A 23,591-nucleotide genomic window follows, 5' to 3' on the forward strand; every position below is an offset into this window, starting at 1 on the left:
TAATCCCCCAAAACCCTTGTAGGGTAAAGGTTTCTAGCTAACGAATCGCACCCTCCGCTTCAGAACCGTGCGTGAAACTTTCGCCTCACACGGCTCCTAAGTATCTTTTTGGCTCCAATGTAGTTGTTGGTGACAGCTCTGATGTACGGCCATAAGATTGGCTTTCTTCCAGTTGTCGTGATTTCCATCAATGTGGTGTAGGTGTACCCTTTCCTCATCAATGAATTTCAATCCACAATGTCCACAGGAATGGCTTTGCTTTTTCAAGGCTTCACTTGTAGCATTGTCATATAGTTTGGAATTTCTTCCGCTCCAGTAGACTAAATCTCCATCGTAGGGGGACTTAGTCCCTTTGACATTATTATGCTGGAATTGTTCATACCCTACTGCGGGGAAGGCTTTGTCACATAGCTTGTTGGCTTTGTATCGGTTAACTTTCTTTTCCTTTCGGAATTTCCGATTGGCGGTTATCCTCATAAACCATAGGTTGTTTCGTGACCCGCTCATATCGCAGCTTTTATGGTAATTCCTCCATCCACGCACGATTGGTGCTAATTTTTCGGCCTTTACTTCGGCTCCATAATTCGAGCTGTTGACCACGGTTTTAATCTTCTTTCGTATATTCCGGTGGTTTTCCTCTGAGGGGACTGACCTGAATTTTCCGTTTTTCTGGACGCGGAAGTTCCACCCCAGGAGACGAAACCTTAGAAGAAAGAAGCCTTAATTAATAATTTTTAACCCTTTTTTGCATAGTCTGTCGCCTGTAAAGGCTTCTTTCTTCTTACGGTAACTTCATAGGAAGTCAAATCCGTCTGTCGTTTTGGTTAGCTTGGTCTTTTCTTCGCTGATTTCCATCCCTCGTTCATTGAGGAAGTCCTTTATCTTCCCTAATATTTTTTCGGCGTTATCTTTCGGCTTAAGGATTATTACCATGTCGTCGGCATATCTGATGCTTCTAACTCTGGGGTTTATTTCCTCTATTCCGTTAAGTGCAATGTTGGCGCTTTAGTGGGCTGACCACACCTCCTTGGGGTGTTCCTTGCTCTGGGAATTCCGGATTGATGCCTGCTTTTAGACATCTGAATATCCCCTGTTTCAGACCCGCAGGTGCTAGCAATAATTCCATTATGGAGCTATGGGAGATGCGGTCAAAGCACTTCTTAATATCTAGTTCGATTACTCTCTTTTTGATGCCATTGCAGCTTGAATTCAGATTTTGGAATAGCATTCTTTGTGCGTCTTGGGCACATCTGCCAGTTCTGAATCCGTAACTAAAGGCGCTGAATGTGGCCTCATGGGCTGGTTCAAGAGCGTATTTTGCGCTTACATTGCCATGCTCTGTCTTGGATTGTTGGTACTTTCAACATTCTCGTACCTCCGGAGACGAAACCTTAGAATAGGGCAGCCTTTATGGTTGGTCGGCTATGGGCAAAAGGGTCAAAACTTTATGATTAAGGCTGCCCTATTCTTGCGGTAACTTCTGACCATTCTTCTTGGCTATGGGTATTTCCCTTAAGCCTTGGTGCGTCCAGTTTTCCGCACTAGATACTAGTTTTTTAAGTACCTCGAACCTGTCCTTATATGTCAGGGAGGATTTCCCGTCTATTCCGGCGGTTCTTTTTCCAAGATTTAGCTGTGTCACTTGGCGGATGGCCAGAAGTTGTGCTGAGCGGGATTTCATTATCAGTTTCTGTAGAGACCGAGCTTTCCTCAGGTCGCCAGCTTGAACTGCTTTATAAACTCGCTTTTGTAGGCGGAAAAGGTTTCGGCGGAGTTGTTTCCACTTTTGGCTTTTCCATAGGTCACTATATCTGTTTGACATGTGTCTACCCTTGCTCTTCTCCAGTTTGTTTATCTTGATACCCGTCACCAGTTTCCGGTGACATCTTACCCGACAGTAGGGATTAAGCAAGGCAGACGCTTACTAAGGTTCGACTACTTCTTAGACCTAAGATGCTGTCGTTTTTACTCGTTCCGTCTGCTAGATTGTTCTGGTGATTTAGGGCAGTCCAATTTGCCTATCCTCTTCTCGGAGATTACAACTATCAAAAGAAAAACGTTGTGAGAATAAAAGGATGAAGTCTCGTATATACAAGATCAGATTACGGCTTCTACGTAAGACACTTTTTCAGGACTTTTGCTACTGTTACCCATGTCACCTCCCCGTTAGCGGCAGTGTGGCACATCTGATTTACCTCTGATTCCGCCCTGTTGCCAGCGTCACTCTGATGGAGTGCCGTCCATCTCGGTGTGGCCAGATAGGGAGTCACTTATCTCCTAAAGGGGTGGGCTTTCACCACCATCCAGCAGATAGTTAGGAATTCGGGTTATTCCCCGCGATTCCCCCTAGTTATACCCTTCCTAATAAGGAAGCTCCTCCTAGGAACGAGCCGCACTCTTTTTCATAGCGATCAATAGCATAGGGAATCTGTTCTGGGGCAAAGCGTCGGAAGTGACTCAGTTGACCAAACATTGGTCCAACGCTTGCCATCTGGAACATCAACCATTCAATCACTTGTATTCTTGCTGCTGTATCCGTTGGCAACAACTTGCCTGTCTTTTCTGCTAAATAAATTAGGATTGCTCCTGACTCGAAAACTTTTATACCAGTATCCTGGTCAAGGATAGCAGGAATTTTACTATTGGGATTGATTGCTACATATTCGGGAGTAAACTGTTCTCCCTTTGCTATGTTAATTGTGTGAACGGTGTAGGGAAGTCCTAATTCTTCGAGCATGATAGCAGGTTTACGTCCGTTAGGTGTGGAAAAGGTATATAGGTCAATCATGATTATTTTATATCAATTTATCCCTGAAGTTATCTAAGTACTTGGTAAGCATTCAGCTATCAGCTGTCAGCCGTCAGCTTATTTTATTCAAAAGCTGTTCCCTTAGCCTGGCCTAAGGCAAATGGCACCTCAAGTAGCGCATTAGCTGATAGCTGTTCGGGTAGCACCTCAAGTAGCGCATTAGCTGATAGCTGACGGCTGAATGCTTAGGTGCTTGCCAGAATTGACTCCCTAAAGGTAAAAGATAATGGGTAATTAGCTATTACCTTTTACCCGAAAATCGTGATTACCTCCTTAAACAGAAATGAGATTACTTAGGGCATTAATTTTTTCAACCAGAGTCGCTTTACGCACAAGACCTTCAAACCTTTCAACTACTTTACCTTGCTTGAAAAACAACAGGGAAGGAATTGCTTCAATGTGATACTGGCTGGCGAGTTGTTCGTAGTCATCAACATTTAATTTGCCTACTTTGACAACTCCATCAAATTCTGTAGCTAATTCAGTGACGATTGGATTCATTACCCGACAAGGACCACACCATGGTGCCCAAAAATCTACTATGACTGGAATGGAGCTGTTGAGGACTTCGGTTTCAAAGTTATCGTCATTTAGGGTTATATATTTTGCTGTTTCTGACATAGTTCAATTTCTCCTAAACTAGGAATGATTGTTGACTGTTGACTGAAATATTGATGAATTCAGCATTATTGATTTGCTGTATGAAGACAGGCTGGCACTAAGTAGTTTGATATCAAGAATTGCTGCTGTGTCGTAAGCATTCAGCCGTCAGCTAATGCTTACGATTTTTATTGAGCTACTTATACGGCTACAGCCAGGGTTTGTAATGCGCTGACAATCTCTTCTGGGTCAAGTCGCTTGGTGTAATCTAGATCAACGAAGGCATGGGTGATGGTTCCATCGGAATTAATCACATAGGTGGCGGCAATGGGTAATTCAAAGGTTTCATCGCCGTTGTGGGCAGGTAAATCAATGCCAAAGCTTTGATAAACTGGTCGGAGTTCTTCTGGTACGGTGAAGACTAGACCAAACTCTTTGGCAATCTTATTCCCAACATCGCTGAGTACTTCAAAGGTTAGGTGGTTTTTCTCTGTAGTGGACAGGGAATTATCAGGAGTTTGAGGGGAAATAGCAACTAGGGTTGCACCTAATTTCTGAATTTCTGGTAAGAATTGCTGCAATGCTCGTAATTCTAGGTTGCAGTAAGGACACCACTGACCCCGGTAAAAGGAAATGACTACGGCTCCGGTGGCTAGTAGGTCTTGCAATTCTACAGGTTTACCGACGGCATTAGGCAGGGTAAAGTTAGGGGCTTTGTCGCCAACATTGAGGCTATTGTCTACAATGCCAGAATTAGCGAGCTCTTCCCCTGCTTTTGCCATGATGGCTTTGGCTTCTTCTGGTAGCTTAGCGCTAAGCTGGGTATTTAGGTTAATCAAGTCTTGGCTTAAGGTCATGATTTCCTCCTAGTTAGATTATATTTGAACAATCGTTCCAATTAAGAGCAAAAAAAATTACTCTGTCAATTTACTCTGTCAATTTACTCTGTCAATCGATAACGGAAAGTATGACCTTGACAATAGCTCTTAGGGTTTCTGGGTCTGGGTTGACTTTGGAGATAACCCGCAACCCTTGTATACTACTGGTGAAATATTGGGCTAATGCCTGAAGGTCATGGTTGGTTGTGATTTCCCCTTGCTCCCTTGCTGTGGATAAGGCTTTTTTAAAAGCGTTTTCCACTGAGCGCAAATTAGCAGCAATCCGGGATTTAGTCTGTGGATCGTGGGGACACAGTTCAACAGCGGTGTTGGTGAGCAAGCAGCCTCGATGGTCTTTATCGTCTACAGCCCCTTCGATGAGGTTGTAGAAAAAGTCGATAATGGCTTGCTTTGAGGCTGTGGGGGCTTCTAGGGATGCGATCGCATTTTTAACACAAGTATCATTGTAATGAGCGATCGCAGCGAGGAATAGGGAACGTTTGTCACCAAAGGTGTCGTATAGACTGCCTCGGTTAATCCCCATGGTTTTGACCAAGTCCTGCATTGAGGTTCCTTCATAGCCATAAAGCCAAAAGGTTTCCATGGCTTTTTCTAGAACATCTTCTGGGTCAAAGGTTTTGTGCCTTGCCATCACCGTTGCTGAACTCATAGATATACTATAACAATTCTGGAACGATTGGTCAAGTAATCCAGTTGCTTCCCTGACACTGCTGGGATTTTGAGTAACGATAAGTATGTAATAAATAAATGTAATAATTTGGATGTCAGTGCAGGAGTGGACTATTGAATAACCCAGGTCTCCCGGGCGAACCACCAAACCTTTCTGAGGTAACAGAGGTACCAGTAGATGATATTCCCGAGGCAGTAAGGGATAGACAGGATATCAAACCCCGGTCTCGTTGGCAGGTTACCTTACTCATTATTGGACTATTGGCAATAGGAGGAATCGCCTTTAGCCTGATTCCAATGGAACCAACTCCTGAAGCTCAGTCCAAGTCGGGTGAAGCAACATCGAGTCAAAGTCAGACAGAAGCTAGTTCACAGAGTCCACAAGCTAGTCTAAACAATACGGGGAATGATGCTGATAACATTCTGGGACACTTACCCTACTCTGAAGTGCTAAGCTCACAACTGGAACCAATTACCCGTGATGGCCGGATTAAATTGGAGGCTGCAGCAGCTCGGAAATACAAAGCAATGGCAGCCGCAGCAAGAAGACAGGGGATAATCCTAGTGCCAATTTCCGGCTTCCGTTCGGTGGACCAGCAAAAGTACCTGTTTTTTCAAGTCAAGGAACAGCGAGGACAGGTGGCTAGTAAACGGGCTGAAGTCAGTGCTCCCCCTGGCTACAGTGAGCATCACACTGGTTATGCGATTGATATTGGGGATGCCATGGCACCAGCTACCAACGTGAATCCTGAGTTTGAGAATACGGCAGCCTTTAAGTGGTTGGAAAAGAATGCGGCTTTCTACAGCTTTGAGTTGTCTTTTCCTAAAGACAATCCCCAAGGAATTAGTTATGAGCCTTGGCACTGGAGATTTGTGGGAGATACCAAGAGCTTGGAAACGTTCTACAAAGGTAAGAAACCTACTCCTGCTCCTTCTCCATCGGAAACACCAAACTTTGAGGATGAAGTATGAAGGTTGTCTGTCAGAATGTAGAATTAAGAATTAAGAATTAAGAATTAAGAATTAAGAATTAAGAATTAAGAATTCTACATTCTTAATTCAAAAAAGTTGTTCGCCTTTGGCGTTCGTTGTAGGCTAGGTTAGCTGGTTGAATGGGATCGGGTGGCATTTTTGCCAAGGTTTAAATATGAAGTATGAAAGGCTTGGATACTTGGATCCACAGTAAAAATTTAAATTAATAATTAAAAAATTATCTCATCATGTTTATAGAAAGATGAGATAAAAAAAATGTTCATAAATAGATAGTAGGTAATAGTCTTAATATTTATCGCTTTCCTGTTCCCTACTCCCTATACCCAGATCCGCTGTTCCCTGTTCCCAGATCCGCTGTTCCCTGTTCCCTATTCCCTACTATTTACAATTGTTCAAACAAACATGATATAACTAACAATGAACGAACAAGTAACCAAGAACAAATGCAACAAATTGCGCTGAATTTAATTGCTATTGGTGTTTTTGGCATGACCCTTTCGGTTTTGCTAGGACCACTGTTGAATATTTCTCCGGCAATCCCTGCGGTAACTACTTTTGGTGTCTTGAGTCTTGTTACCCTAGATGGCTTCAGTTTCAAAGGGAAAGGGTTAACGCTGCTGTTAGATGTATTGGCGAGTACGAATCCTGAACATCGCGGACGAATAATTCGCCATGAAGCGGGTCATTTTCTGGTGGCTTACTTACTTGGTATTCCAATCACTGGTTACACCTTAAGTGCTTGGGAAGCTTTGAAGCAGGGACAACTGGGTAATGGTGGTGTGACCTTTGATACTGAAGCACTATCGGCTAAGGCTTCTAATCTTCGGGAAATGCGATTAACCTTAGATCGATTTTGCACGGTTTGGATGGCAGGCATTGCTGCGGAAACTATAGTCTATGAGAATGTTGAGGGCGGAGCAGAAGACTGCGACAAACTCCGAGATGCTTTGGAAGGGTTAGGTTTTTCTGCTAGTGAGTACTCAGTGAAAGCACGATGGGCTGAGCGTCAGGCGACTAGTATGATTACTGAACACTGGGAATCTTATGAAGCACTGGTGGCTGCTATGGAAAAACGGGCATCTGTGGCAGAGTGCTGTGAGGTAATTCAGTAACTATAATTTTATAGCAAAGGGAACAGGGAACAGCGGATCTGGGAACAGGGAGCAGGGAGTCGGGAGTCGGGAGTCGGGAAAGATTGGGAGTTGTGGAATGTATTGGAGGTGTGGGGAGAGGGAATAGTTATTATAGTTATTAAGGTTTTTCAAAGATACTTAGCACAACGGATCCGAGGAGATGGTGATGTCCTAAGCATGACAAACCTGCTACCTGGCCAAATTCTTCCCGTTGCTGTCGGCTATAGAAACGAATCTGGTTAGGGGAAATTGGTAAAGACTTTTTTCGCTTTATAACAGTATAGTCTACTAGGTAATAATGTCCTTTGGGGCGCAAAACCCGGCTAACTTCTGAGAAAACTTGTTGAGGATTGAGGTAGTTTGACACTCCCCGCCCTAGAAGGACGGGGATTCTTTGCTCAACGACCCGTCTTGCTCAACCAGACCGGAGTCAGGAAGAGTAGAGGACAGATCTCCCAAAGCGTTCAGATCATGGATCCTAGTTCCGGTGTGCCCCACCGTACTTAAGGCTCTCTTAAGAATGTTGATGGCTGCATTGTGGTCTCTGTCTAATTGACAACCACATTTGCAGGTATGAGTTCGAGTTGACAAAGATTTTGTGACAACTTCACCACACTGGGAACAATTCTGGCTGGTATAAGCAGGATTAACTGCAACCGTTATCCGACCAAACTTAGTACCAAAATGTTCCAACCATTTTCTGAATTGATACCAACCTGCATCATTAATAGACTTGGCGAGACAGTGATTTTTCACCAAATTCCTAACTCTTAGATCTTCGTAGGCGACCAGGTCGTTAGACCAGATTACGCAACGTGCCAGTCTTTTGGCATGTTCTTCACGTTGTCTACTTATTCTAAGATGCTGCCTACCTAGTCTATCAATGGCTTTCTTTCGGTTAGCAGAGCCTTTCTTTCTTCGGGATACTCGGCGTTGATAAAACTTTAAGCGCTTTTCACCTGTTCGGTAAAATCGTGGGTTAGGTTCAGTTTTTCCCACGGAATCAGTGTAGAAATCCTTTAGTCCAACATCTAAACCGAGGGCTGTTCCGGTTGGCTCCAGCTCTTCCGTTATGTCAACTGAAACACAAAACTGAACATAATACCCATCAGCCCGCCGGACTATGCGAACCCGCTTAATCTGCTTCTTATCAAATCTCCACAAGTCCCAAGTACCCTTGAGCTTGAGTTTCCCGATCCCTTTCTTGTCACTGAAGGTTATTGACTTTTTGTCAGGGGACAACTTCCAACCGGACTGTTTGTACTCAACTGAGCGGCAATGCTTTTGAAACTTAGGAAAACCCTTTTTTCCAGGTACTTTTTTCTTGCAGTTGTCGTAGAAACGGGCGATGGATGACCAGGCTCTCTCAGCACTGGACTGACGAGCTGTGGAGTTCAAATCATTGGCAAAGGGGAACTGTTTGGCTAAGACCTTGCAGTATTTACTGAGGTCATACTTTCCAATCCCCTTGTTATCAATCCAGAGCCTGATACAGCTGTTACGGATGAATTTTCCCGTCCGAATAGCTTCATCAATGGCTGAGTATTGGTGTTTTTTGCCGTAGGCTTTGAACTCTAGGACAATCATCTGGTATCGACCTATCCCTATATTGTTTTATGATACCACGCCTAGCGACAAATTTTGGAAGTTTCTAGAATATTTTCCTCACGGCGGCTCAAGCCGCTGCGTTCACGAAGTGTCGCCTACGGCGAGCCTTCATCCTCGGTCTAAAGACACGGGGCTTTCGGCTTTGGGGGATTTTTGTAAAAAGCTGATGGTATTAAATACTGCTTCAAATTCCCTGTCAGCAAAGGGGAGGAATTCAGCATTGCCTTTTCTATAGATTATTCGCTGCCGATGCTGATTTTGCTGTCGGGCTTGAGCGAGCATTTTAGTCGATAAATCTACCCCAGTGCCTCGAAGATTGGGAAACTCTTGAGCAAGACGATTCAGTAAACGACCTGTACCACAGCCAAGGTCTAATACATTGGGCTGATCTGTGAGTTATACAAACTCTAACAGCCGTTTATGGAGTGCTTGGTAAAATACTGTGGTGAACAGGATGTCGTAGTTTGGTGCCCACAGATCAAAGAACTTTTCTTTTGTGCTAAAAAAATTACTAGTCATTATCAAGGTTGACAGTTTAAGGTTGAAGGTTGTTTGGTTGAAGGTTGAAGGTTGTTTGGTTGAAGGTTGAAGGTTGTTTGGTTTAGGGTAGCTTTACTATTTAAATAGTACAGAAGGGAGCAAGTTTAATGATTAATCAAAAAATTAATCTTGATTAAGTTTAAAATTTACCCCCTCGTAAAGTTCTTGAAAAGAAACGCTTAACTCTATTGAATTTATAGAAATAACGGAATTTTCTGATTCATACTCAGTGAACTGCCATTGATTGGTAGCAGTTTTATTATATTGCAGTAGACGATACTCACTTTGTTCGATTAGAATATATTCTTTTAATTCTGAGATGGAACGATAGTATAAAAACTTATCACCTTGATCATAGTTTTTAGTAGAGTTTGATAAAACTTCGACAATTAACATTGGGTTCGTTACTGTAGTTGTACCCTTACCTGTGTAAACCGGTTCACCCTGAATCACCATAACATCTGGATAAGTATACTGACGGTAACGAGGTATCCACAAACGCACATCACCAATATAAATTTTGTACTGTTTTCCCTTTAAACCAAGTTTGAAAAGGGTAGCAATATTAAGGGCAATTTGATTATGATTGGTAGTACCACCAGTCATTGGTATAATTTCTCCATCCCGATATTCACTCTTGTATTCTGCTGTTTCTTCTAGTTTTAAATAGTCTTCTGGAGAATAATATTTGGGTTCAGATATTAGTTGCATTGGTATTTAAAATTTGCTTTTGTTATTCTGTTTATCCTACGTCTAATTATTAGTTTTTAATCATCGTATTCCCTATTGCCTGTTGCCCCCTAGCTACCTAGCGCCAAATCTTGATGGTGTTATCGAAACTACCACTGGCAAGAGTTCTGTTATTCGGACCAAAAGCAAGAGCATGAATGGTGTCTGAATGACCGTTGAGAGTGCCAATTTCTTGAGTTGTATCAACATCCCATAGCTTTATAGTAGTATCTGCACTACCACTAGCGAGTATTTGGCCACTACGGTCAAATGCGATCGCATAAACCCAACCTAGATGTCCGTTGAGGGTGGTAATTTCCTGGGCAGTGCCAATATCCCAAAGCTTGATAGTACCGTCAGCACTAGCACTGGCTAGGGTCTGTCCATTGGGAGTGAACGCGATCGCAAGCACCTGGTCTGAATGCCCTTCAAAGGTGTGAATTTCCTGACCACTTAAGGCATCCCACAGCTTGATGGTAGCGTCAGCACTACCACTAGCAAGGATTTTTCCATCTGGCCTAAAGGTTACTGAATGAATCAATGATGAATGTCCGGTCAGAGTAGTGAGCTGCGTAAGGGTACGAACATCCCAAAGCTTAATGGTGCCATCACTACTGGCACTGGCAAGGTGGTATCCTTGGGGGTGAAAGGCAATGGAATTCACCTCACCGGAATGCCCTGTGAAGGTGAACATCTCTTTACCAGTACGGACATTCCAGAGTTTGATGGTGTGGTCAGCGCTACCACTGGCAAGACTCCTGCCTTTAGGACTAAATGCCAAAGCACGCACTTCAGCGGAATGCTTAGAAAACCAACCTCCAAAGGTAAGGATTTCCCAGGCTGTGTTCAATTCCCATAACTTGATAGTTTTGTCTCTACACCCACTGGCTAGGGTACGTCCATCAGGGCTAAAGGCTACAGAATAAATTTCATCGGAATGACCTTTGAGAGTGGTTGCTGCAAAAACGATAATCCTGGGATTACCTCTTGGTGGCCGAGAGTTGCTTGTTACATTAGTTTTACCAGTTTTACCAGTTTTACCAGTAGATTGGGGAGTTAGTTGATTACGGCGGAATGGCTCCCAGGTAAGACCAGCTTCGGTTTCTTGGGTGATTCCTAAATCGTCCATCACTGCGATCGCGGATTGATACCTGAGCTTGATGGAACTCTGAATCATTGTGTCGAGAATCCGACTCAATTGTCTACTGACGGGATTATTGACCAAAAAATCCCGCCAGACAAAGCCATTTTCCATCGGATCGTATAAATTAAATGGCTGAGTTTGGGTCAACAAATGAATGCAGGTGACTCCTAAACTATAGATGTCACTGGCAAATACTGCTTTACCAAAGATTTGTTCCGGGGCCGCATAACCAGCACTACCAATAGTTGTGCCAGTTTTGGCTAAGGTAGTGGCTGTGGCATACTTGGCTGCACCAAAATCTACCAATACCAGGTCTGGGGGAGTTATAATCCCAACGCCAGCACCTGGGGGGATGGTAGCACGACGAATGATATTCTCTGGCTTGATATCCCGATGAATCACCTTACCTTGGTGGATAAAGTTGAGCACTGGTAACAACTGACTCAGGAGTCTACGAATCTGACCTTCTCGGAATGGTTCAGTTGCTGCTAACTCTTGAGCTAAATTTTGCCCATGGATAAATTCCTGCACAATGTACCAGTGATAATCTTGTTGAAAATGGGCGAAGAGTTCAGGAATCTGGGGGTGTTTGCCCAACTGTTCTAAGCGCAAGGCTTCCTGGTGAAATAATCGAGCAGCTCTGGTAGGATGATTGTTAGCTTGATTGTTAGCTTGATGATTAGCTTGATTATTACCTTGGGGGTAAAATTGCTTAATCACACAGTAGGATTTAGAGGCTTTTCCCTCGTCGATGGCCAAAAGCGTTCTGCCAAAGCCTCCTGCTGCAATCAGCTTAAGAGCGCGGTATTGCTGTCCTAACAAGAGTTTAGTGCCGCAAGTTTGGCAAAACTTGTTGCCATCAGGATTGTAAGGCTTAGGGCAGTTGGGATTGAGACAGTAGCTCACACAAACAGCTGGTTAGATTACTTAAATCCAAGGGTAGGGTGGGTTAGGCGACGAATACTCTAAAAGCTCACCTTTTAACCAACCTATTCGCCGTAACCCACCAATAACAGTGTGTCATAACCCAGAAATAGGTTGAAAATTCCGTAATCGCAACGCATTAGTTACCACAGATACTGAACTAAATGCCATCGCTGCACCAGCAATAATGGGATTGAGTAACCAGCCAAAGATCGGGAATAACACACCAGCCGCAATCGGAATTCCTAGTACATTGTAGATAAAGGCAAAAAAGAGGTTAGTGCGAATAGTGCGGAAGGTAGCACGACTTAGTTGAATGGCTGTAATGATGCCTTGTAAATCTCCCGAGATTAGGGTCAGATCAGAGGCTGCGATCGCAACATCAGTACCTGTACCAATGGCAATTCCCACGTCTGCTTGAGCCAGAGCTGGGGCATCATTAATCCCATCCCCTACCATTGCTACAATTTTGCCTTCTTTTTGGAGAGTAGAGATGATGCTAGCTTTTTGATCAGGTCGGACTTGAGCAAATACCCGATGGATGCCAACCTCGTTTGCGATCGCATCAGCAGTTTGTTGATTATCTCCCGTGAGCATTACTACCTCTAATCCCAACCGCTTCAAGGCTTTAACCACCTCAGCTGAAGCGGGTTTGAGGGCATCCGCAATGCCCAAAATGCCTTCAACTTTACCATCAACTGCGATCCAAACCACGGTCTTACTGCTAGCCTCCCAATCCCCTTGATAGTCTGCTAAAGACCGATTCGGTTGCACTGTCACATTTGTTTTAATCCCTAATTCTTCCATCCATCGTTTTGTCCCAATCTGTACTAATCTCTTACCCTTACAGCTGTTTTCAGATGAATTGACCTCACTACCACCAGCTGCAAGCCCCCTAAATCCCCCAATTCTGGGGGACTTTAACTCAATTTCCCCCCAGAATTGGGGGGCTAGGGGGGCGAAACTTGCTGTAAGCCCACCTCCCGCCGGTTCGGGAGAGAAGAGGGGATGATCGTGATCAACCATTGCCTGTACCCCACTGCCAGCAACAGCAGTAAAATTCTCTGGTGTTGGTAACTGCAATTTTATTCCCTGAGATTGGGCATAGCGCACCACTGCTTCAGCTAAGGGATGTTCCGAATGACTCTCTACCACTGCCGCTAGTTGCAGCAAGTTGATTTCATTGCTGCCGGTAAAGCTGCCCAGTTCTGACGAGGAGTCATAGATGCCTCCAACTGTAATAAAATCGGTGACCGTAGGTTTCCCTTCCGTTAGGGTTCCGGTTTTATCTAGCACGATAGTTTGCAGTTGATGAATCAATTCCAGACTCTCGGCATTTTTAATTAAAATCCCGTTTTCTGCGCCTTTACCGGTTCCTACCATCACTGCGGTTGGAGTAGCTAGACCTAAAGCACAGGGACAAGCAATGACTAACACCGCCACCATATTAATCATGGCTAGGGTAGGATTTCCTGTGGTCATCCACCAAACCCCAAAAGTGACCATTGCGATCGCAATCACTACCGGCACAAACCACCCTGTCACCTGATCCGCTAAGGTTTCAATCGGTGCTTTAGACCCTTGAGCCTGGTGTACTAATTTAACAATCTGTGCTAGTACGGTATCTTTCCCGACCCGAGTCGCCTGGAACTGGAAGCTACCGGTTTTATTAATCGTTGCTCCAATCACTTCATCCCCCGGCTGTTTCTTGACCGCAACACTTTCTCCTGTGACCATGGCTTCATCTACACTAGAAGCCCCTTCCATCACTATGCCGTCTACCGGAATAGTTTCTCCTGGACGCACTAAGACCACGTCTCCAACTTGCACCTGAGCCAAGGGAATATCCTGGGCTTGACCATGGCGAATCACACGAGCGGTTTTAGCTTGTAATCCCATCAACTTACGAATTGCTTGAGATGTCTGTCCTTTAGCCCGGTGTTCCAGCAATCGCCCTAGCAAAATCAGGGTAATCACTACAGCAGTGGTTTCATAGTACACAGGGAGAGTTACCCCTTGGGGTAGGAAAGATTTCAAAACAACCGGGGGCAACATCGTGGGAAACAGAGAATAGACATAGGCAGCACTAGTCCCAAGGGTGACTAGAGTATTCATATCTGCTGTTTTGTGTTTCCAGGCTTTCCATGCTCCAATCAAAAAGGAATGTCCACACCAAAACAGAACCGGTGTGGTTAATACCAGCTGTAGCCAAGGGTGATGTAACCAAGATGGAATCCAGGGGATAGATAATCCTGTCATCATCGGTAGTGAACCAATCACTAACACAGTACTAAGCACGGCACCGACAATGAATTTTCGTTTTAGGTCAAGGGTTTCCCCTTGACGTTGCGATTCGATATCATCAGGCTGATCACTGATATCCTCGATCGGGTAAGCTTGGTAGCCAGCATCACTCACTGTCTGTTCAATCAGTTTGGTTAGTTGCTGGTTAGTTTTTTCGGGGTTAGTTTCCTCGGTATTGTAGGTAATACTAGCTTCTTCTGTACCAAAATTGACCCTGCACTCTACTACATCTGGAACCCTTTGAATCAGCGTTTCTATGCGTCTGGCGCAACCAGCGCAGCTCATTCCTTGTAAACGAAAGTTTTGTTGTGTCATTATTTATCCTCACCCTATGGTTAAAGGATAAACTCTCTAGTATAGTGGAGAGTCAAGGGGATGAGTTTTAGTGGGTAAGCTATCAGCGGTCAGCAGTCAGTGGTCAGTGGTCAGTGGTCAGCCGTCAGCTTAGGGACTTGCGTGTAAAAAAAATACCAATTCAAGTAGGGTGGGCAAAGTAATATTATCTAGAAGACTCATTTCAACCAAACTGTGTCTTGATGCAAAGCGCGAGTGGGGGTTTCCCCCAAGACCGCGCTGCATCGCTTTTTGCCCACCCTACAAGCTAAAAACTATCAGCTTTTGAATAAAACAGCTAAACATTTGTTTAATCTCTGTTAGGTCAGCTGACCGCTGACCGCTGACCGCTGACCGCTGACCGCTGATAGCTTACGTTTACTGTGTTTTATTTTCTCCAATCAGTTCACGAGCACGCAGTTTTACGATAAATTTGATTCGCCGCTTGAATTCTTCAAAATCCTCTGCACTCATGTCTGTTTTCTGCCATGGTTCTCGTTGCATCAATCTTTTAAACCACTGATCCATGTTAGGATAATCAGTAAGATTAATCTCTAACTTCGGCAATAACGATATTGCGGCGACCGCAACGATATCTCCTAAGGTTAACTGCTCCGAAGCAAAGTAAGGGCTATTTCCTAATAACTCGGAGAAAAATTTGAGTACTTTATCTAGCTTCCGCTTGGCTAGTTTAAATTGTGGTGAATCTTCCTTTTGACAGATTAGTTGAACTACTGGGGAAAATAGCTCATTAGCAGTCAACAATTGTACCATGCGTACCTTGGCTAATGCTTCTGGTGAAGTTGGCAGCAGCGCAGGTGTGGGATATTTTGCTTCCAAGTAGTCCATAATTGCCAAGGATTCTACTAACCGCAACCCATTATCTTCCAGAACTGGAATGTGATGAAATGGGTTAATTTCTAAAAACTCTGGTTCAAATTGATCGCCATCTAATTTAAGTAATACTGTTTCAAAGGTAAGGTTTTTTTCTAGTAACGTGAGCCAGACACGACGAACATTGGGCGAGAGGGTATTGTAGTAGAATTTTAGCATCGATTTTTTATCCGGAAGTTCCGTAGGGTGCGTTAGGGGAGCCGTAATTTTCCGCCTCGTAGCCAGGGTTAGGTTGCGGCCCGTAACGCACCACTGGGTCAAACAGCATGCATTGAGATGCACCTCATTTGGGGAGAGGGGATTGTAGAACAAAAAATAATGGTGCGTTACGGCTTCGCCTAACGCACCCTACGATATCTATAATATCAAATAATCGAGCTTAGATTGTAGAACAAAAAATAATGGTGCGTTACGGCTTCGCCTAACGCACCCTACGATATCTATAATATCAAATAATCGAACTTAGAAAGAACCGAAAAGATAATTACCAGGAGAATCTGGGTCATCACTTTTGTGAAATTGTTCAAGTAAGTCTTTAAACTGATCCTTAGACAAAGTGTTACCTGCTTTCAGATTTAGCTTAGAGCAAGCAATCTCTAATTCTTCATCGCTAACTCCCCAGGCTTTGATCAAATTAGAAAATTCTTCAGGACTTATAACACCATCTCCATTCTGATCAAACAGCTCGAAAACCTCATCAGCTTCTTTTTTTACAGTCTCGTACATTTCGTTGCTGGTAATGCGAGTGTAACCATGTTCGAGCCACTCATCTAAACTAATTTCACCATTATTGTTTTTATCTACATCTTTTTGGAGATGATCCCAATCAGCCATGACTTCGGCATACATCTTGTCATAATCAGCTGAGCCTGGCTCAAGATTATGTAATTTAGCCACTGTCTGGGCTTTAATCTCAAAGTCTTCTTTGGTTACAACACCATCATTATTAGTATCATAAATATTAAACAAATGCGTCCATTTCTTGGTTTGAAATTCAGTAAGCATGTTGGCTAATCTCCATCAATAAAAAAGTAATATTTGACTGGTGCAATTCACCAAGGTAGCTTCAAGGCTAGGTAAATTACTACTACACAACAGCATTGCTACTGTTCAGCATAAAGAACTTCTAAACCTTTAGCTGACAAAACTATACTACCATAGTCTCGTTAATTTTTTGCCTTCACAAAATAATCTTTGTGCTACATCGATGGCATTACCAGCTGAGTTCAAATTCAGCAAATTATTGAACAATACGTCAGGGATATACTTACAGCTATTGAACTGAATCCTTACGATGTTTTCTGGGCACCACCGCCATATAAATACTTACTATTAGGTGCTTTATTTCGTTTCTATAGTTATCATTCGGTGCAATTCAGAATAATACTTAATCGTTTGTTCATTCCATTCCATCATCTTCCATTCAACTGGCTGCTGGTTCAATCCATTGAGGAAAGAAGGGAACACTATCGGCTCCTCAAATGTAGTTGAGTATAAGAAGTGGAAATCATCATGATACATCCTCTGAGTAACTTTGTTTTCACGATCAACCAAACAGAAAGCCCTTTTAGCTCCTAAGTCATCAATATATTTACCAAAAGCTGCTAATAGTAATGGCATGGCTCGCCTGTAGTGTCTGAGCATCACGCTGTATGTATTGATATCGACTGCCGGAATCTTGTCTTGAAAAACGTAATGTTCACCATTAGGTCTTTGCCCCATTTCAAAAGGGAACCTACTCGACTTGGTTCTATCGTTAATTCGTGATGTTAGTACTATTTCATTGTCTTTGATGACAAAAAAATAGGTTCCTACTAAATGATATTCATTGTCGATTCGATTACTAAATCCATCATATCCTGCTTTTTTTAAGTGCATTTTATGCACTTCGCGAACCTGTTCAGTCCAATTTTTAGTCTGGTCATTAACACCCATGACATAAACCAGGTATCCATCTTTTTCGAGATATAAATATGGAGCCAAAAGTTCTTGCTCTGAATACCATAAATCACCGGAATTTTTCGTAGAAAGGCTATGGTCAGCTTTCGACATTGAATTGATCATCAGTGAAACTAAAATCTTCAGTGTTGGATCACTCCATGGCAATGGTTAGGCAAGACTAGCCATTTTTAAGCACACAAACTACATTGTATTACCACATCAAGTCTAAATAACCTGAGATTTAAGCTTAACTTAAGAAAGTGATGATATAGCACTAAGCATTAAGGTGTTTGACATTGATACAAGCAGCAAAAGGTGCGACCCGTAGCGAATTTAATTCTTAATGGATCAAGCGCACCTTTGCCTCTTGCATGCATGCCTCTTGCCTTTCCCGTAGCGCTATATCAGCTTTTGGCCTGTGGCTACGCTACGGGAATAGTTTTTGAATAAAATAAGCTGATGGCTGACGGCTGAATGCTTACCTTAAGAGCCTACTTTACGGCTAAACTTAACCTTAAGTCCATCCCGGGGATGGGGAGTTGGAATCACCACCATTTCTAAATCTTGACCTGGCACTAATTTCCATTCATAATCCCGGAGCAATTGAGCCGCGAAAATCCTCATTTCTAATTTGGCAAACTCCCTGCCTAAACATTCCCGTAAACCACCACCAAAGGGGATATATCCAAAGGTTTTTTGTTTATCTTCTGTCCGATCTCGACCAAACCGATCTGGGTCAAAGCGTTGATGATCTCGATAAACTTCCTGATCTTTGTGGGTTTGGGTAATTTGGCACAGTACAGTCCAACCTTGAGGAATCAAGTAACCATTAAATTCAAAAGACTGAATAACCTTCCGAAAAAGACCACTAACAGGAGGAATTATGCGCAGCACTTCTTTGAGCACTTGCTCTAGATACGTCATCTGCTTGAGATGTTCCATAGTTAGGGGTTCTGAACCAGAAAACTGCTGTTGTTCAGCACGGAGATGGGCAAGAACATCTGGATGCTGCGCTGTCAACAGACAAAAAGATGCGATCGCAGAGGTTAAGGTTTCGTGGCCTGCCCACAACAACAGAAGCACTTGGTCTTTGATTTCATCCAAACTCAAGGACTTCCCCTGGTCATCCTCGGCTTTTAACAATAATCCTAAGGCGTCCTCTCCGGGATTTTTCTGTTGCTGTCGCTGTTGGACAATGGTTTCGATATAGGTCAGCAATCCTTGACGAGCACGCAAGGCTTTACCAAACCTTGTCCAAGGTAGAGAGATCGGGATACTGAACACTCCCTCAGAAAAGTTATTAAATAGTTGAGCCAGAGGGGTTTCGGAACCGCCATCAGTTCCCATCAGCAAGGTACTAGCGATCTCAAAGGTATAGTCCTGCAGTTGAGGATACCAGGTTAAGGTTCCTATCTCTTCCCATTTCTTGAGATAATTGCTAGTAATGTTGGCCATGGTGGGAATATAACTAGCTAATGCTCTCGGTTGAAACGCCTGGGACATTAACTTACGGCGCTTCTGGTGGAAAACTCCCGTTTGGTTGGCCAGTGAGGCGGCTCCAAGTAAGATTTGCGTGCTTTTGGGCCAGATAGAAGCAACATACTGATTTTCATTCGTAAACAGAAATTGATTCGCTTCTGCAGTATTCATCGTCACCGCAGGACTACCAAAAATGTGGGTTTTGTAGATGGGCCCATACTTTTCTGACCGCTTTTTGTGGAAATTTCGATCCGTTAAAAAGCTGATGGTCTCACCGATAATCGGTAAATAGACATTACCAGGGGGCAATGGAAGCGATTGCATATCTTGAGTAGTGGTTTCCATGGAAATAAGCAAGCTGCAGGGTCAAGACCTATTATCTCGTGCCTGATCCAGGGTAAACCCATCTTATTTTGAAATGCCTACTGGAAGGGAACAGGGAACAGGGAACAGGGAGTAGGGAATATGGCATCAAAATTATCTCAATTCCTACACGGATTGCTATATAACTCTTGTGCTAGATCTAGGGCTGTCTTGATGTCACCACTCCTGACGCACAACTCCTCAATCATGGAGTTATACACCAGAATTATTCATCAAGGTGCTGCCTAATCTCTTCGATGGAGATACCTGCACCAGGTTTGACATTAGCGGAACGTTCCATGGCGAAAATTCATCAGTTCCAGATTCTGACGAGTTAGTTTAATTTCCTCGTCAAAATCTTCTTCTTCACCAATCTCAAACACGTGAGCAAGGACTGGCTTACCTAATAAAATGTTGGGATTGGAATCAATGTATTCTCTCCAATTCATGATGATTATTTATTGAATTATATTGATAGTTAACTATTTTAAAGCATTTATCCATTCGGCGATGTACTTTAGTAAAGGGAGCAGTAAGTCCGGATTTTGGAGATAGAGTGTGAGTTTTTTATGATAACTGATTAATATCCAATTTAACTCAAAAAAAGCTTAGATGTTCTATCAGATAAACCGTTTTTTAAAACTTAACTATTGTCTGCTATATAAAAAGTATCCAATAAAAAATACTATAAATAGTATACATAATTTAGTTCATAAATGGCTAAAAAAAATAGTTGTAAATAAATGTAAATAATTTTAATTAACCCTTGCATTTTTTGGAATAGTTATGTATAGTATAGAAGGTGACGACTGAAACTAATAGCTGCGCTGGTAATAACTGTTAACCACGACCAGCGCAGCTTTCCTCCCTCCTAAAAAGGAGTTATTTCCATGATGCCAAAAATATCACGATCATCAATCCTGGACCGATACTAATAGCCGCGCTGACAAAAACTGTTAACCACAACCAGCGCGGCTTTCCTCCCTCCTAAAAAGGAGTTACTTCCATGATGCCAAAAATATCACGATCATCAATCCCGGTTGGGTGAATCTCATTTTTGCGGTTTGACCCGGTGGGTGCCATGGGCATCAGGGGTGGAACAGGCATCTTGCCTGTGATCAATATTTTCCAGCAGACTGTCGGGCATCAGGGGTGGAACAGGCATCTTGCCTGTTTCAATTTCCGGGCAGGATGCCCACTCTACTCCTATTCATTCAAAGACTGACGCAACGCCAGCTAATGGGCTACAGATGGTGCTACTTGAGGTGCCAAAAGCCAACGGCTGACTTATGACTTATGACTTATGACTTATGACTTATGACTTATGACTTATGACTTCTGACTTCTGACTTCTGACTGCTGACTGCTGACTGCTGAATAATTACATTTTACGAGAGTAAAAAAACAGGAATATATTTCGACGAATAAAAAAAGAAAAAAGCTAAGGTTAGCATACAACATTGACAATATCCTCTACTATAAGAGTAAGATAGAGCTTAACTGCTTCCTGGAACAACACTGTCAAGTGCCCAGGTAACAAATAGATTCAGTTACTCATAGAATCAAGGGAACTAGTGTAAGGATAAGCCAAGTCAATGGTCACTCATGACTTAGGCTGATTTAAGATTAGGGTGTTATCTACGCCAAAATTTTATCTACGCTAAAAGAGTTTTCACTAGTAGCCTAAGGCCAAAAAAAATTAATTAATTCAGGGGTCTACGCTGAAAGCTGAAAGCTGACGGCTGAAAGCTGACGGCTGAATGCTTACAAGTATTGATTTTTATTCTAAGCACTAAACCTTTGATTACTAATGTCTAAACAAAACCGTAAAAGGTCAAGGTGCACCAGCGGTTGGACGCTGCAAAGTTGGAAAATTTGCTTGCCCTTAATCGCAATAATCATGCTGTTGTGTGCCGAGGTAGCAGTAGCCCAGAATCCACCTTTTCAGACTACCCTTGCATCTCTCCAAATTGCCGTGGATACTATCTGGGTGATATTCACTGGTTGTTTAGTATTTTTCATGAACGCGGGCTTTGGGATGTTGGAAGTTGGTCTTTGCCGCCAAAAGAACGCCGCCAACATTTTGACTAAAAACCTAATTGTGTTTGCCCTGTCTACAGCCGCTTACTGGGCAGTTGGGTTTGCTGTGATGTTTGGTGATGGAAACCCTGTTTTAGGTTTCAATGGCTTGTTCCTTTCGGGATTAGATAATAGTCCAGCCATAGGAGAAGCCTACAACGGCGTCTTCTATTCACTAAAAGATATTGGTATACCCCTCAACGCCAAATTCTTTTTTCAACTGGTTTTTGCTGGAACTGCTGCCACTATTGTGTCTGGAGCAGTGGCGGAGCGCATCAAATTTTCTGCGTTTTGTCTGTTCAGCGTTCTACTTGTGGGCATCATTTACCCAATCACGGGTCACTGGATTTGGGGAGGAGGCTGGCTAGGAGGAGGCTGGCTACAAGGGCTAAAAGTTTGGGACTTTGCTGGTTCCACCGTAGTTCACTCCGTAGGCGGTTGCTGTGCCTTAGTAGGTGCTTACCTTCTCGGACCACGCAAGGGCAAATATATAGATGGCGTTTGCTATGGGCTGCCCGGACACAATCTCAGCCTGGCGATTCTGGGTTGCTTGATTTTATGGCTGGGCTGGTTTGGTTTTAATCCCGGCTCAACCATTTTTAATCCCGGAACGACAAATTTAGATCCCAAGGCCATTAGCCATATTGTCCTCACGACCAATACAGCAGCTTGTGCAGGGGGTATTGCCGCAGCTCTAACTACCTGGTTTGACCCAAGGGATCCTGACAGTAAGCCTGACCCCACTATGATTATTAACGGAGTACTGTCGGGTTTGGTAGCCATTACCGCATCCTGTCGATTCGTTACCATTGGTAACGCTATTGCTATAGGTCTGCTTGCAGGAATAATTGTGGTCTTTTCAGTGGACTTCTGGGACAGGATGAAAATTGATGATCCAGTAGGTGCTATTTCTGTCCATCTTGTCGGTGGAGTCTGGGGAACACTGGCTTTAGGTCTTTTCAGTGAAGGACCTGGTGATTTGTATGGTATTGGTAACGGTCCAGTAGCCGGACTATTCTGTGGTGGCGGGATAGATAGTATCCCGCAGCTTTCTATTCAACTACTTGGCATTGTTGCAGTAGGTCTGTCAACGGTTGTCATGAGCTGGCTGGCTTGGTTATTTGTTAAAAGCATACTTTCCTCAAGTCTGAGAGTTACAGAAAAAGCAGAAATTGAAGGTCTAGATTTCCACGAACACCGTATGACTGCCTACAGTGGCTTTTTGTTTAAGGGAGATGTCAAGCAATTAGCCATGAGGGATCGGCAAAGACATAATTAGGGTTTGCTGAAAAAGTCTTTTGGTATGGGATTGAGTCAGCGAGTGTGGAGTCAGGAGTTAGGAGAAATGGGAATTATATCTGACGGGGTGACAAACAGCCTTAAAAGCCTTACTGGGTGTGGGGTGTGGGGTGAGGGCGAACGGGGAAGATCAGGAGCTGGCTACGTTGCTAGGGACGGTTGAATCAGGTATATGACCGATTGTTATTGCACCGGCTCACTCCAAATTCCCTGTCAGCCATGCTTTGCGCGAGTGGTTTGAAGTTACCGTAAGATAGTGGAGCCTTGTCTTGATGCAGTCGCTCATGGGGGAAACCCCCAAGACCGCGCTGCATCGCTATTCAAAAGTATTTAACCCTTTTCTGCATAACCTGCTAACTATAAAGGCTCCACAATAAACAGGTTTCGTCTCCGGGGGAAACCCCCTGTTCCGAAGCTGCATCGCTTCTATTTTCCCCACCCCCCACACCCGGTCACCCCACACCCTGTATACTTTTTAGCCTTGTTGTCACCACCTCAGGAATTATATAGGAGGTAGTCGGAAGAATTGTCCCTTGATTTTTATGCTGTTGTCTGCCCAAAAGGCTAAGTTATTGAGCTTTTTCGACCGAAAAGCTGGCACTTTTTTCGACCCAACAAGGCTAAAACCTTTATCTGTCAATGCTTTGAGAGTTAATCAGCAAGCCCTAATTAACACACTTTTCTGTAGATACAAGCCAACCCATGAAATTATAGGATTTATCCGGTTATGAAGTGAATAAGTAAAAAGATTTCCAAGCAAATCGGTTTAATTTGATACAGACAAACTAAGCCCAAAGATTAGAATCATAGAAGCAAATTAATTCAGGAATAATGTGATCATAGTTTGATCG

18 protein-coding genes and 5 pseudogenes are annotated in these 23,591 nt (G+C 43.4%); 3 read left to right on the forward strand and 20 right to left on the reverse strand.

Features of this window, described 5'->3' with window-relative positions; genetic code table 11:
- Nucleotides 1–96: 96 nt before the first annotated feature.
- From BJP37_RS20625 to BJP37_RS20655, 7 genes and pseudogenes are all read right to left on the reverse strand, one after another.
- A pseudogene (locus BJP37_RS20625) lies at nucleotides 97–693 on the reverse strand (HNH endonuclease); the annotation flags it as partial.
- A 105-nt stretch (nucleotides 694–798) separates the two neighbouring features.
- Nucleotides 799–1,373: pseudogene (locus BJP37_RS20630) on the reverse strand (reverse transcriptase domain-containing protein); the annotation flags it as partial.
- Between the two features lie 110 nt (nucleotides 1,374–1,483).
- Nucleotides 1,484–1,822 (reverse strand): annotated as a pseudogene (locus BJP37_RS20635) (reverse transcriptase N-terminal domain-containing protein); the annotation flags it as partial.
- 573 nt (nucleotides 1,823–2,395) lie between these two features.
- Nucleotides 2,396–2,788, reverse strand: a pseudogene (locus BJP37_RS20640) (glutathione S-transferase N-terminal domain-containing protein); the annotation flags it as partial.
- A gap of 294 nt (nucleotides 2,789–3,082) precedes the next feature.
- The gene (gene trxA / locus BJP37_RS20645) at nucleotides 3,083–3,430 is read right to left on the reverse strand and encodes a thioredoxin (protein WP_075901574.1); all 348 of its coding nucleotides are present in this window, start codon (nucleotides 3,428–3,430) and stop codon (nucleotides 3,083–3,085) included.
- 179 nt (nucleotides 3,431–3,609) lie between these two features.
- Complete coding sequence (locus BJP37_RS20650; protein WP_075901576.1) at nucleotides 3,610–4,266, reverse strand: peroxiredoxin-like family protein; 657 nt, start codon at nucleotides 4,264–4,266, stop codon at nucleotides 3,610–3,612.
- A gap of 91 nt (nucleotides 4,267–4,357) precedes the next feature.
- Nucleotides 4,358–4,957, reverse strand: coding sequence for a TetR/AcrR family transcriptional regulator (locus BJP37_RS20655; protein ID WP_229415392.1), 600 nt, complete (start codon nucleotides 4,955–4,957; stop codon nucleotides 4,358–4,360).
- A gap of 134 nt (nucleotides 4,958–5,091) precedes the next feature.
- On the opposite strand from BJP37_RS20655, the gene BJP37_RS20660 reads away from it, so the two are divergent.
- Both BJP37_RS20660 and BJP37_RS20665 read left to right on the forward strand, forming a co-directional pair.
- On the forward strand, nucleotides 5,092–5,949 hold the full coding sequence (locus BJP37_RS20660) for a M15 family metallopeptidase (RefSeq protein ID WP_075901578.1): 858 nt from the start codon (nucleotides 5,092–5,094) through the stop codon (nucleotides 5,947–5,949).
- A gap of 464 nt (nucleotides 5,950–6,413) precedes the next feature.
- Nucleotides 6,414–7,082, forward strand: coding sequence for an ATP-dependent Zn protease (locus BJP37_RS20665; RefSeq protein ID WP_075901580.1), 669 nt, complete (start codon nucleotides 6,414–6,416; stop codon nucleotides 7,080–7,082).
- On the opposite strand, the gene BJP37_RS39675 is transcribed toward BJP37_RS20665, so the two are convergent.
- The 12 genes and pseudogenes from BJP37_RS39675 to BJP37_RS39680 form a co-directional block, all read right to left on the reverse strand.
- A complete protein-coding gene (locus tag BJP37_RS39675; RefSeq protein WP_158069689.1) occupies nucleotides 7,083–7,235 on the reverse strand; it encodes a hypothetical protein in 153 nt (50 codons plus the stop codon). It abuts the gene before it with no gap.
- Nucleotides 7,222–7,470: a hypothetical protein gene (locus BJP37_RS20670; protein WP_075901582.1), complete on the reverse strand. Its 249-nt coding sequence runs from the start codon at nucleotides 7,468–7,470 to the stop codon at nucleotides 7,222–7,224. The genes BJP37_RS39675 and BJP37_RS20670 overlap by 14 nt, the downstream gene beginning before the upstream one ends.
- 8 nt (nucleotides 7,471–7,478) lie before the next feature.
- Complete coding sequence (locus BJP37_RS20675) at nucleotides 7,479–8,690, reverse strand: RNA-guided endonuclease InsQ/TnpB family protein (protein ID WP_075901584.1); 1,212 nt, start codon at nucleotides 8,688–8,690, stop codon at nucleotides 7,479–7,481.
- A 177-nt stretch (nucleotides 8,691–8,867) separates the two neighbouring features.
- Nucleotides 8,868–9,230, reverse strand: a pseudogene (locus BJP37_RS45135) (class I SAM-dependent methyltransferase); the annotation flags it as partial.
- Nucleotides 9,231–9,374: 144 nt separating this feature from the next.
- Nucleotides 9,375–9,962: a Uma2 family endonuclease gene (locus BJP37_RS20685; protein ID WP_075901586.1), complete on the reverse strand. Its 588-nt coding sequence runs from the start codon at nucleotides 9,960–9,962 to the stop codon at nucleotides 9,375–9,377.
- 97 nt (nucleotides 9,963–10,059) lie between these two features.
- Nucleotides 10,060–12,030, reverse strand: a complete 1,971-nt coding sequence (locus tag BJP37_RS20690; RefSeq protein WP_075901588.1) for a WD40 repeat domain-containing serine/threonine-protein kinase — start codon at nucleotides 12,028–12,030, stop codon at nucleotides 10,060–10,062.
- A gap of 114 nt (nucleotides 12,031–12,144) precedes the next feature.
- Nucleotides 12,145–14,667: a heavy metal translocating P-type ATPase gene (locus BJP37_RS20695; protein WP_075901590.1), complete on the reverse strand. Its 2,523-nt coding sequence runs from the start codon at nucleotides 14,665–14,667 to the stop codon at nucleotides 12,145–12,147.
- Between the two features lie 396 nt (nucleotides 14,668–15,063).
- Complete coding sequence (locus BJP37_RS20700; protein WP_075901592.1) at nucleotides 15,064–15,738, reverse strand: glutathione S-transferase family protein; 675 nt, start codon at nucleotides 15,736–15,738, stop codon at nucleotides 15,064–15,066.
- Between the two features lie 303 nt (nucleotides 15,739–16,041).
- A complete protein-coding gene (locus BJP37_RS20705) occupies nucleotides 16,042–16,584 on the reverse strand; it encodes an EF-hand domain-containing protein (RefSeq protein WP_075901594.1) in 543 nt (180 codons plus the stop codon).
- A 336-nt stretch (nucleotides 16,585–16,920) separates the two neighbouring features.
- Entirely contained in the window at nucleotides 16,921–17,631 is a 711-nt protein-coding gene (locus BJP37_RS20710) for a hypothetical protein (protein WP_214607767.1), read from the reverse strand.
- A gap of 372 nt (nucleotides 17,632–18,003) precedes the next feature.
- Nucleotides 18,004–19,323: a cytochrome P450 gene (locus BJP37_RS20715; RefSeq protein WP_229415393.1), complete on the reverse strand. Its 1,320-nt coding sequence runs from the start codon at nucleotides 19,321–19,323 to the stop codon at nucleotides 18,004–18,006.
- Nucleotides 19,324–19,646: 323 nt separating this feature from the next.
- Entirely contained in the window at nucleotides 19,647–19,811 is a 165-nt protein-coding gene (locus BJP37_RS39680) for a hypothetical protein (RefSeq protein ID WP_158069690.1), read from the reverse strand.
- 1,361 nt (nucleotides 19,812–21,172) lie between these two features.
- Here BJP37_RS39680 and BJP37_RS20720 point away from each other — a divergent pair.
- A complete protein-coding gene (locus BJP37_RS20720) occupies nucleotides 21,173–22,720 on the forward strand; it encodes an ammonium transporter (RefSeq protein WP_075901600.1) in 1,548 nt (515 codons plus the stop codon).
- Nucleotides 22,721–22,904: 184 nt separating this feature from the next.
- On the opposite strand, the gene BJP37_RS39685 is transcribed toward BJP37_RS20720, so the two are convergent.
- Nucleotides 22,905–23,054 (reverse strand): hypothetical protein, encoded by a 150-nt coding sequence (locus BJP37_RS39685; RefSeq protein ID WP_158069691.1) that lies wholly within the window; start codon nucleotides 23,052–23,054, stop codon nucleotides 22,905–22,907.
- Between the last annotated feature and the right edge of the window lie 537 nt (nucleotides 23,055–23,591).

It is taken from the genome of Moorena bouillonii PNG, from assembly GCF_001942495.1.
Taxonomy (GTDB): domain Bacteria; phylum Cyanobacteriota; class Cyanobacteriia; order Cyanobacteriales; family Coleofasciculaceae; genus Moorena; species Moorena bouillonii.

Coding starts and splice junctions, on each gene's coding strand:
- trxA (WP_075901574.1), bottom strand. CDS start 3,430: ATGTCAGAAACAGCAAAATATATAACCCTAAATGACGATAACTTTGAA.
- BJP37_RS20650 (WP_075901576.1), bottom strand. CDS start 4,266: ATGACCTTAAGCCAAGACTTGATTAACCTAAATACCCAGCTTAGCGCT.
- BJP37_RS20655 (WP_229415392.1), bottom strand. CDS start 4,957: ATGAGTTCAGCAACGGTGATGGCAAGGCACAAAACCTTTGACCCAGAA.
- BJP37_RS20665 (WP_075901580.1), top strand. CDS start 6,414: ATGCAACAAATTGCGCTGAATTTAATTGCTATTGGTGTTTTTGGCATG.
- BJP37_RS20675 (WP_075901584.1), bottom strand. CDS start 8,690: ATGATTGTCCTAGAGTTCAAAGCCTACGGCAAAAAACACCAATACTCA.
- BJP37_RS20685 (WP_075901586.1), bottom strand. CDS start 9,962: ATGCAACTAATATCTGAACCCAAATATTATTCTCCAGAAGACTATTTA.
- BJP37_RS20695 (WP_075901590.1), bottom strand. CDS start 14,667: ATGACACAACAAAACTTTCGTTTACAAGGAATGAGCTGCGCTGGTTGC.
- BJP37_RS20700 (WP_075901592.1), bottom strand. CDS start 15,738: ATGCTAAAATTCTACTACAATACCCTCTCGCCCAATGTTCGTCGTGTC.
- BJP37_RS20705 (WP_075901594.1), bottom strand. CDS start 16,584: ATGCTTACTGAATTTCAAACCAAGAAATGGACGCATTTGTTTAATATT.
- BJP37_RS20710 (WP_214607767.1), bottom strand. CDS start 17,631: ATGTCGAAAGCTGACCATAGCCTTTCTACGAAAAATTCCGGTGATTTA.
- BJP37_RS20715 (WP_229415393.1), bottom strand. CDS start 19,323: ATGCAATCGCTTCCATTGCCCCCTGGTAATGTCTATTTACCGATTATC.
- BJP37_RS39680 (WP_158069690.1), bottom strand. CDS start 19,811: ATGAATTGGAGAGAATACATTGATTCCAATCCCAACATTTTATTAGGT.
- BJP37_RS20720 (WP_075901600.1), top strand. CDS start 21,173: ATGTCTAAACAAAACCGTAAAAGGTCAAGGTGCACCAGCGGTTGGACG.
- BJP37_RS39685 (WP_158069691.1), bottom strand. CDS start 23,054: ATGCAGCGCGGTCTTGGGGGTTTCCCCCATGAGCGACTGCATCAAGAC.